Source organism: Klebsiella sp. K5-306 (assembly GCF_051835185.1).
Lineage (GTDB): Bacteria > Pseudomonadota > Gammaproteobacteria > Enterobacterales > Enterobacteriaceae > Klebsiella > Klebsiella oxytoca.
Genome location: NZ_JAIFJY010000003.1, coordinates 389,016 through 399,106, shown reverse-complemented (window position 1 = coordinate 399,106; position 10,091 = coordinate 389,016). Strand labels below are relative to the sequence as shown.

General features: G+C 54.0%; 8 protein-coding genes. 3 read left to right on the top strand and 5 right to left on the bottom strand.

Going from position 1 to position 10,091, the window contains the following annotated elements:
* On the bottom strand, positions 1-343 hold a 343-nt coding region (locus K2184_RS07645; protein ID WP_439237746.1), incomplete at its 3' end, for a contractile injection system protein, VgrG/Pvc8 family.
* The gene (locus tag K2184_RS07640; protein WP_187417762.1) at positions 340-516 is read right to left on the bottom strand and encodes a hypothetical protein; all 177 of its coding nucleotides are present in this window, start codon (positions 514-516) and stop codon (positions 340-342) included. The genes K2184_RS07645 and K2184_RS07640, both read right to left, overlap by 4 nt.
* A gap of 1,210 nt (positions 517-1,726) precedes the next feature.
* Between K2184_RS07640 and K2184_RS07635 the strand changes: the two genes are divergently transcribed.
* Together K2184_RS07635 and eco are read left to right on the top strand one after the other, a co-directional pair.
* The gene (locus K2184_RS07635; protein ID WP_004103976.1) at positions 1,727-2,833 is read left to right on the top strand and encodes an AI-2E family transporter; all 1,107 of its coding nucleotides are present in this window, start codon (positions 1,727-1,729) and stop codon (positions 2,831-2,833) included.
* 329 nt (positions 2,834-3,162) lie between these two features.
* Positions 3,163-3,654 carry a serine protease inhibitor ecotin gene (eco, locus tag K2184_RS07630; RefSeq protein ID WP_049128120.1) on the top strand — a complete coding sequence of 164 codons (492 nt, stop codon included), beginning with the start codon at positions 3,163-3,165 and terminating at the stop codon, positions 3,652-3,654.
* 45 nt (positions 3,655-3,699) lie between these two features.
* Here the strand turns inward: eco and mqo are convergent, their stop codons facing one another.
* Positions 3,700-5,334, bottom strand: a complete 1,635-nt coding sequence (gene mqo / locus K2184_RS07625; protein ID WP_064370820.1) for a malate dehydrogenase (quinone) — start codon at positions 5,332-5,334, stop codon at positions 3,700-3,702.
* Positions 5,335-5,613: 279 nt separating this feature from the next.
* Here mqo and K2184_RS07620 point away from each other — a divergent pair, with 279 nt between their 5' ends.
* Positions 5,614-6,861: a SulP family inorganic anion transporter gene (locus K2184_RS07620; protein WP_004103980.1), complete on the top strand. Its 1,248-nt coding sequence runs from the start codon at positions 5,614-5,616 to the stop codon at positions 6,859-6,861.
* Here K2184_RS07620 and mgtE read toward each other — a convergent pair.
* Together mgtE and K2184_RS07610 are read right to left on the bottom strand one after the other, a co-directional pair.
* Entirely contained in the window at positions 6,824-8,260 is a 1,437-nt protein-coding gene (gene mgtE / locus K2184_RS07615; protein WP_004103983.1) for a magnesium transporter, read from the bottom strand. The genes K2184_RS07620 and mgtE overlap by 38 nt on opposite strands.
* Before the next feature lie 168 nt (positions 8,261-8,428).
* Positions 8,429-10,072 carry a multidrug ABC transporter permease/ATP-binding protein gene (locus K2184_RS07610; protein ID WP_049129130.1) on the bottom strand — a complete coding sequence of 548 codons (1,644 nt, stop codon included), beginning with the start codon at positions 10,070-10,072 and terminating at the stop codon, positions 8,429-8,431.
* Positions 10,073-10,091: the final 19 nt, after the last annotated feature.

Sequence of the window (10,091 nt, the reverse complement as noted above, 5' to 3'; positions counted from 1 at the left end):
GCGCCAGACGCGGCTGCAGGGTCAGGGAATAATGCGTTTCGTCCCGGGAGGCGGAAAGGCGCTCAAACGCCGTCACCAAGCCCTGAATCGTGCGTACCGGCTGCCGGATTTTTACCCCGAAGCCCTGATCAACCGGGGCCTGCAGAGTGAAGGCGGCATCCTGCATCAGCATCTGCTGCGGCGTGAGGGTTTTGTCGGCGCTGGTGAATTCAATCTGGTAGCTGAACGGTTCGCTCAGGGCCTCATCGCCTTCAAAGGCCAGCACGTCCAGGAGGGCGCGGCAGCCGCGCACCGTTAACAGAGGATGGTTGTGGCTGAACTGCTGTGCCGGGATATCACTCATTCGCTCACCTCTTTCTCAAACGTCATCGCAGGCCGCTCCACTTTATTGCAGGCCGGAACCGGGCCCGTCTGCGCCGGCTGACAGTGCCCGGGCAGGATTTGCCCGTACGCCCGGGTCTGGCGCACTCCTTCTGCAGCACGGGTACAGACAGGATTAAGTTGGCGTTGCGGCATGACGGGGTTTTCACAGGAATCTCTCTTTATCGTTTGCGGGCACGCTACCGCCCGTCGCTGCTTACTTACCAAAGCGCATCAGGCCTGACAGGCTGATTGTGTGTTTTTGCCAGGTTCGCGCATTTCGTCAACTAACGCTTCTGACCACCCAGGGGCTTTTAAAATATTCCCAGGTTATTTCCTGAAAAGTAGCGTTATTAAGAAGCCAGCAATTAGAGCGGCGTCGCCAGCATGGCGCGATGTTACGATCTCTTCGACCAGCTATTTCCTGATTAAAGTCTTTAATACAGGCAACATTCAGCATCAACTTTTATTCCGAACCGTCCCTGCCAGCATATTTTGCACGCTGAAGATTATGTCCGGGCTAAATTAAAATAGCCCGACATTGAAATAATTTTTATTGATAATGATTTTTTCTCCTTCAGATAATAAACGGCTGCTGTATTACGACTGACAATCGCTGGTAGTTAGAAGTTTTAGTCGTAGATCGACACTTCACTATACGCCACCGATATACAGTCTTCAGGGTAAATTAATACGTTAACCCGGCTTTTATTCTGAGTCGTAGCGGCCATAGCAATCTCTTCCTTTGAGGGATCTTAGAGAAAAATAATGAATAGCCTGAATAAAACCATAGTAGAACAAAGTATTGTAACAGGTCAACCAGTAAGCCTCCCGCTTTTAACCAAGGTTTCAATTAAGAAATTCAACTCTCTGTAAAAAATACTAATAATTCATTCTGCGTAATGATTTAATTCATAACAGACGTATGAATAAACTTTGCATTCATATATAAATAAAACCATTTAATTGATATAAATCAATGCACGCAAGGGATAATAATTATTCCTGGAACTGAAAACACTCAGCACAATCAGTAGACGTTTAAATATTGTCATGCATACCCGCTGCAAGGGAATAATAATAGAGGGTATTAATATCGTGAAAATAATGGAAAGAGAATTTCATATAAAAGAGCTAAATAATACCTGGCAGTCTCAACGACTGATTACTCGTCCTGGCGAGCCGGACAGAGAAAGCGAGAACAAAAATAGCGCGACTCCATTCTGCCGGCGTGTTTAAAGTATGAGCAGAAATGATATCTCCCATCAATACCGCTCTTCTACACATCGCCGCAGCAGCTATGATTGTAAATTGTGGAGAAACTTCTATTATTTGACTGTACACGTCATTTTTCTGAAGGATTTACATGAGAGTTAATGGACTTACGAAGGGATTTTTCATCCTGATCGTGCTGATCGTCACCCTGGCTTTTTTCGACGTTCTCTCCCCCTATTATTCAGCCATTTTATGGGCGGCCATTCTGGCGGTGATCTTCCACCCGGTGAAAAACAAACTGCGCGATCGGCTCGGCGAGCGCAACGGCCTGGCGGCGCTGCTGACCATCGTCATTATCTGCCTGATTGTCTTTACCCCGCTGGCGATCATTCTTTCGTCGCTGGCCTTCGAGCTCAACGTGGTTTACACCAAACTGCAGCATAATGACACCCAGTTCCCGACCGTGGTAGCCAGCCTGTTTGCTCATCTGCCGGAATGGGCCAGGAGCTTCCTTTCTGAGCATAATCTCGATAGCGCGGAACAGATTCAGCGCCAGCTTTCAGACGTAGCGCTGAAAGGAGGCCAGTACCTGGCCGGTAGCGCATTCTTGATTGGGAAAGGGACCTTCGGCTTTACCGTCAGCTTCGGCATCATGCTTTATCTGCTGTTTTTCCTGCTCAAAGATGGCCCGTATCTGGTCAGACTGATCCTTGAATCCCTGCCGCTATCGAATCATGTGAAGCAGCATCTTTTCGCTAAATTTGCCGCCGTCTCCCGGGCGACGGTAAAAGGCACCGTCGCGGTGGCGCTTGCGCAGGGCGCGCTTGGGGGACTGGCGTTCTGGATCGTGGGGATTGATGGCAGCATCCTGTGGGGCGCCCTGATGGCGTTTCTGTCGCTAATCCCGGCGGTGGGCTCGGCGATTATCTGGGTTCCAGCGGCAATCTATCTCTTCGCGACCGGCCAGCTCTGGCAGGGCGCGTTTATCGTCGGTTTCTTTGTGATCATCGTAGGTCTGGTGGATAACATTCTGCGACCTTTACTGGTTGGTAAAGATACCAAAATGCCGGACTACCTGATCCTGATCACCACGATCGGCGGAATGGAAATTTACGGCATCAATGGTTTTGTTATCGGCCCGCTGATCGCCGCGCTGTTTATCGCCTGCTGGAACCTTCTCTCCGGACGCGATCACGCTGGAAACATTGATGAGCTTGATGAAGATTTCCTCGAAGAAGGTAAAAATCACGAAGAGTAGCAGCGCTGTATTGCAGCGCTTTACAGGTAAAATGCTGCCATCCCGTCAAGTGGCGATCGGCGTTTTATCTGAGCGGTAAATAAGTAAAAACAGCGCGGGACAGCAAAACGCAGGGGGGCACCCCCTGCTCGACTGCGATGAAACCCCGTTCTCAGCGCCCGTCTTAAACCGAGACGTTAAGCTTATGGGAAGTAGTTAACGACTACGCTCCCTCTCATAAACAGAATTTATAACTGCTATTTGTGAAAATTTTGGTAAATTGCACTTATCATTCAGCGGATAAATGCTACTCTTATGCCGTTGAGGATTGATAACAAAGGATTACCCACGTGAAAAAAATCACTACGTTTGCCGCTTCCATGCTGGCTCTTGCCTGCGTTTCCGCCAGCGCCGTTGCAGCTGAACAGCCGCTGGAAAAAATCGCTCCCTACCCTAAAGCGGAGCAAGGGATGAAGCGTCAGGTGATCCAGCTGCCGCAGCAGCAGGATGAGTCGACGTTAAAAGTGGAGCTGATGATTGGCCAAACGCTGGAAGTCGACTGCAATCGTCATCGTCTTGGCGGTCAACTGGAAAGCAAAACCCTTGAAGGCTGGGGCTACGACTACTACGTATTTGATAAAGTGACTTCCCCCGTCTCGACCATGATGGCCTGTCCGGATGGTAAAAAAGAGAAGCAGTTTGTGATGGCAGGTCTGGGCGATGCGGGAATGCTGCGTTACAACAGTAAGCTGCCAATCGTGGTTTATACCCCGGCCAACATCGATGTGAAATATCGTATCTGGAGAGCGGACGAAACCATCGGCACGGCCGTTGTGCGTTAATCCCTGTACGAGTGAATCCGGCGGCCTGAGCCGCCGGAGAAGAAGTTAGAGCGCAATATCAGCGACCGGTTTACCTTCCGGCAGCGGCTTCAGCTCCGCCTGCGGAACCTCATCAGCCACCGTAACCGGCTCGTAGTGCAGTTCCAGCACTTCGCTGGTCCACGCCAGCGCCTTTTCTATTTCCGCAGCGTTGCCGTCCAGACGCGTACCGTAGCTTGGTATAATCGCTTTCAGTTTCGCCTGCCACTCCGCTGAGTTGACCTTCTCTTTGAACACTTTTTCCATGAGCTGCAGCATAATCGGCGCCGCAGTGGACGCTCCCGGCGAGGCGCCCAGCAGCGCGGCTACGGTGCCTTCGTCATCGCTGACGACCTCGGTACCGAGGCGCAGAACGCCGCCCTTCTTCTCATCGCGCTTGATAATCTGCACGCGCTGGCCGGCCTGCCATAAGCGCCAGTCTTCTTTGCGCGCTTCCGGATAGTATTCACACAGCGCCGCGTGACGATCTTTGTCCTTTTGCAGCACCTGGCTAATCAAATACTTCACCAGATCGAAGTTATCCAGCCCCACGTTGAGCATCGGCATGATATTCGAGGTGTTGGTCGAGGCCAGCAGATCCCAAAGCGAACCGTTTTTCAGGAAGCGGGTCGAGAAGGTTGCGAACGGCCCAAACAGCACCACGCGCTTGCCGTCGATAATACGGGTGTCGATGTGCGGAACCGACATCGGCGGCGCGCCAACCTCGGCCTGACCGTAGACTTTGGCCAGATGGTGATTAACCACTTCCGGGTTCTCACACACCAGGAACTGTCCGCCGACCGGGAAGCCCGCGTACTCTTTAGCCTGCGGAATACCGGTTTCCTGCAGCAGGGTTAGCGCGGCGCCGCCGGCCCCGATAAAGATAAATTTAGCCTTGATAACCCGTTTCTGGTGACGGTTGATCGCATCCGCCAGCGTAACGGTCCAGCTTTTGTCGGCGTTGCGCTTAAAACGGCGCACCACGGTCCCCAGCTGGAGAGAGAAATTATCATGGGTTTGCAGCCCGGCGATCAGCTGACGGGTGATTTCGCCGTAATTCACGTCGGTACCCACCTCCGAGCGGGTCGCGGCCACCTTCTGCTGCGGATCGCGTCCTTCCATCACCAGCGGAGCCCACTCTTTTATTTGTTGATGATCTTCAGAGTAGCGGATACCGCGGAACAGCTCGCTTTGTTGTAAAGCCGCATATCGAGCGCGCAGGAAGTTAACATTGTCTTCGCCCCATACGAAGCTCATGTGCGGCACGCTGTTAATAAAGGATTTAGGCTTTTTCAGAATGCCCCGGGTCACCTGATGGGCCCAGAACTGACGAGAAATCTGGAAGGATTCGTTGATGTCGACCGCTTTATCGATGTTGATACCGTTAGCGGTTTGCGGCGTATAGTTCAGTTCCATCAACGCCGCGTGGCCGGTACCCGCGTTGTTCCATCCGTTCGAGCTCTCTTCCGCCACGCTGGACATCTGCTCGACCATGGTAATAGACCAATCCGGCTCCAGTTCCTGCAGCCAGGTTCCCAACGTGGCGCTCATGATGCCGCCGCCAATCAACAATACATCCGTCTCTTGCTCATGGCGGGTGTTGGTCCGAGTGTTATTGGAACCAACCGCCTGTGAGCTGGGTACGGCCATCTTTTTCTTCATCGGATTTGAGCCTTACTTTACTCGCTTTTTTATTTAGCGCAGGTGAAACGATTCTCGGCTTCAAAGGTAACACTGAAGAAAAAAAATTTAAATATTGTTTAAATTTTAAGTTGAGTTTTGAGATCTGTTATAAAAATGTTTAATAAATGTGTATCATAAATCACATTTTGTACTGGTATCAGAGGCGCTTCCGCGCTATTATCCTCGGTTTTGTGACCGACCGCACGTAACCAGCGACCGATCATGGCCCAAATTTTTTAAATTCTGCGAAATTTTTTTATGCCCCCTGTTTCTGATTCCGCTACCTCCAGCAACGCTGGCGCATTAGGCCAGATCCTGCGCTCGCCCGCGCTGCTGACGCGTGAAACGCTGGCGGGCGTACTCACCGCACTGGCGCTAATCCCCGAGGTCATCTCCTTCTCGGTTATCGCTGGCGTTGATCCGAAAGTCAGCCTGATTGCCTCCGTAGTGCTGTGCCTGGCGATGTCGGTTCTCGGCGGCAGACCAGCGATGGTCACCGCCGCCGCCGGTTCGGTAGCGCTGGTGATTGGTCCGATGGTGCATCAATATGGCGTCGGCTACATTCTCCCGGCGGTCATAATGGCCGGCGTTATTCAAATTTTGTTTGGCATTTGCGGCATGGCGCGCCTGATGCGCTTTATTCCGCAGCCGGTGATGACCGGTTTTGTTAACGCGCTGGGTATTCTCATCTTTTTTGCCCAGGTACCGCATTTCTGGAGCAAGCAGCCGCTGATTATCGGCCTGTTCGTGTTAACGCTGCTGATTGTGCTGTGGGCGCCGCGCTATATAAAGGCAATCCCTTCTCCGCTCATCGCTATCGTACTGCTGACGCTGTTTACCGTTTTCAGCGGCCAGCTGCTGCCGACCGTCGGCGATGAAGGCTCAATGAGCGGCGGACTACCGGGGTTAACCAGCCTGATAGTTCCTCTGAATTTAACCACGCTGCACATCATCTGGCCCTGCGCGCTGAGTATCGCTTTTGTCGGCCTGATGGAGTCGCTTCTGACGGCAAAGCTGGTGGATGATTTAACCCAAACGCCTTCCAGCAAAGCGCGCGAGAGCGCGGGTCTGGGCATCGCCAACATTCTCGCCGGGTTCTATGGCGGTATCGCCGGGTGCGCGATGATCGGCCAGACCATCGTTAATGTTGAAATGGGTAAAGCGCGCAGCCGCGTGTCGACCGTTGCCGCAGGCCTGGTGCTGCTCCTGCTGGTGACTGCCTTAAGCGAAGTGATGGCAAAAATCCCGATGGCCGTGCTCGCCGGGGTGATGGTGATTGTCGCGGTGAAGACCTTTAGCTGGCACAGTATTCGTCCGGCTGAGCTGGCGCGCAATCCGTGGCCGGAAACGCTGGTGATGCTGGTGACCGTCGGCGCAACCGTCGGCACCAGCAATCTGGCAATCGGCGTTCTGGCAGGGCTGATCTCAATGGCACTAATCCCCCGCCGTCTGCGGACTCAAGCGCAGGCTACATCAGAAAAAGCGTCGCCAGCCCAAGAAAAATAAAGAATCCGCCGGTGTCGGTAATCGCGGTAATCATTACGCTGGAGCCGACCGCCGGGTCGCGTCCCAGCTTGACCATCACCATTGGGATAATGACGCCCATCATTGCCGCCATCAGTAGATTGAGCATCATCGCCAACGTCATCACGCCGCCCAGTTGCGGATCGTCGTATAGCCACCAGGTGATAGCCCCCATAATCCCGCCCCAGACGATCCCATTGATCAGCGCAACGCCCATCTCGCGCAAGATCAGGAAGGTAAAACTTCCCGGCTGAATATGCTGTAACGCCATTGCCCGCACGATCATGGTGATCGTCTGGTTGCCCGTGTTGCCGCCAATCCCGGCGACAATCGGCATTAGCGACGCCAGCGCCACCAGTTGGGAAATAGTATGTTCGAAGCCATCGATCACGCGGGAAGCGATAAACGCGGTGCAAAGATTCACCGCCAGCCAGGCCCAGCGGGTCTTCACCGCTTTGCTCACCGGCGCAAACACGTCGTCATCGTTGCTCAGGCCGCCCATCCGGCGTAAATCGTTATCCGTCTCCTCATAGACCACGTCAACGATCTCATCAATGGTTAAACGTCCCATCAGCTTGCCGTCGGCATCAATCACCGCGGCGCTAAGTAAGTCATCACGTTCAAAGGTACGCGCCACTTTCTCCGCGTCTTCGTGCGGCTGGAAGGTCACCGGATCGCCTTCCATCACTTCCCCTACCCGCTTCTGCGCATCGTTAAGCAGAATGGTTTGCAGCTCGAGTTCGCCGAGCAGCAGCTTATTGCGGGTGGTCACAAACAGTTTATCGGTATTCTCCGGCATTTTACCTAGTCGCCGCAGATAGCGCTGCACCGCTGCGAGAGTCGCTTCCGGACGGACGGTAATGACCTCAAACTCCATGATCGCGCCGACGGTATTGTCGGCGTAGCGCATCATCTGGCGAATACGCGCGCGCTTATCCGCAGGCAGGGTGGCCAGTAAACGTCCGGTCAGATCGCGGGGCAAGTGCTGCAACAGGTAAACCTGTTCATCAATATCGAGATTTTGCAGCGCGAACAGCAGATCGTGATCGCTCATCTCTTCGATGAGGTCGCCCCAGACGCTTTCCGACGCCTCCAGCAGCACTTTGCCGCGCTTATCATCGGCGACCAGCCGCCAGAGCGCGTTGCGCGCATCATAGGGCAGCGCTTCGAGCGCATCGGCAAGATCCGGCGGCGGCAGGTGTGAAACCAGCATTTCCACTTCCGCCAGATCGTCGGCCAGGGTACTGTCATCGTAGCGTTCAGCGAGGGTTAATTTACCCAGCAGTGAAGATGTGACGGCTTTATCGGTGCTCAGGAGCCAAATGAGGCGGGCGCGCTCTTCATCGCGCAATCTGGCGCTTTTTTTGTGCAAAACGGACATCGGTCAGGCAATCCTTGTAAAAATATCTGTCAGACCAGCAGGCCGGAAGCCTTAAGCATAGCGCGAGGAGGCGGAAATAATAACCGCTATGAATTCGGTCGACGGAAAAAACAGCAGCCTGCAGATACCCCGGAGGTCGACTAACGCCTCCGGGACGGCGTAAACCGATCAGGCGGTACGGGCAACCGCATCGCGGGTCGCTAGTTCGCGCTCATTTCCGGTCAGCTCTGAGAGCTGGCCGCCGCGCATTTCCAGCAGCCTGTCGGCGTGCTGAAAGTAGTGATCGTCATGGCTGATGGCAAAGAGGGTTTTGCCCATCTCCTTCATCAGCGGCAGCAGCACCTGATAGAATTCGCGGCGGAAATGGGGGTCCTGATCTGCCGCCCATTCATCCAGCATGATGATATCTCTGTCTTCTGCTAACGCCAGCAGCAGCGCCACGCGCTTTTTCTGCCCTTTTGACAGCTTCAGGTCGAGAATTTTGCCATCGTCCAGCCGTAGCTTATGATTCATTTGCAGATAGCCCAGCCACTTCTCCACCAGCGCCGGATCCGCCGCCTTCCCTTCCGGTCCCAGCAGCCTGTCGAACAGCCAGACGTCGGTAAAGACCGCCGAGAAAAGCTTGCGGTAATCTTCCGGCTTATCCGCCGCCATCGGCTTCCCGTCAACCAGGATCTGTCCAGAAACCGGCTGATACAAACCGGTCAGCAGCATGGCCAGCGTCGATTTTCCGCTCCCGTTGCCGCCAATCAGGAATACCAGCTCGCCGCGCCTGAGAGTCAGATTAATCGGCCCAACCGCAAAGCTGTTGTCGGGATAATGGAAGGTAATATCGCGCAGCTCGAGCGTCTGCCAGTGGGGGTACACCTGCGCCTGCGGGAATTCAGCGCGGTAGGGCGCGAGCGAAAACTTATTCAGCTTATTGAATGCCACCTGAGCACTGAGCAGAGTCGGCAGCGCGCCAACCGCAGAGAGCAGCGGCGTGCGCAGGAAGAGCAGCGTCAACGAATAGGTGGCCGCCACCGCCGTATCGGCCCAGCCCAGGCTGTTAGCCATCCAGAAGACCAGGCCAATCGCGCCCAGCATCATAATATTCGACCAGTTGACCGCGCTCAGATGGAAGGTATCGGCGCGGACAATATGGTGGCGGTATTCGCGCGCGTCCGGGAGATAGAGCTGATTAAATACATATTCAGCGCGCTCGCGATTAAGGGTGAGCTCTTTGCGTCCTTCGAGAACCGTTTGATAATCGTGATACAGCTTATCTTCGGTTTCGCGCAGCGAGGCCATGTGCTTGTAGACCCGCGACACCAGCACAAATCCGCCCCAGATAGTCAACGCCAGCCACAGCGCGGTAACCAGCATCATTTTTCCTGACAGCCAGGCCAGATAAGCGGCGGAACCAAAGGTCAGAATAATCCCCTGTACCAGCTCCGGCAGACGCACGAAAGCAATGGTAATGTTGCGGATGTCGCTGGTTAACCCGGCCAGCAGCGACGCGCTGCCGATTTTCTCGATCTTCTCAATTTGCGTATCCAGAATGCGCTTAATAAATTCCCCGCGCAGGCGATAAACAAAATGGTGGCCGAGCGTAGTAAGCGCCAGCTGCGAGCCGAGGGTGACCGCCATCAGCAGCAATAATAGTCCCAGAAATTCCGGCAGTACCGTCAAGGAGGTATCGACGATAGTTATCAGGCGCAGGTTAATAAAGGCGATAAGCCCAATACCCAGCGCCGCGCTCAGCAGGCTCAGGGCTATAACGGAGATAAACGGCCAGCGGTACTGACGCCAGACAAGAAGAAGAAGTTCCATAACGCGTAATCCGGGCAAG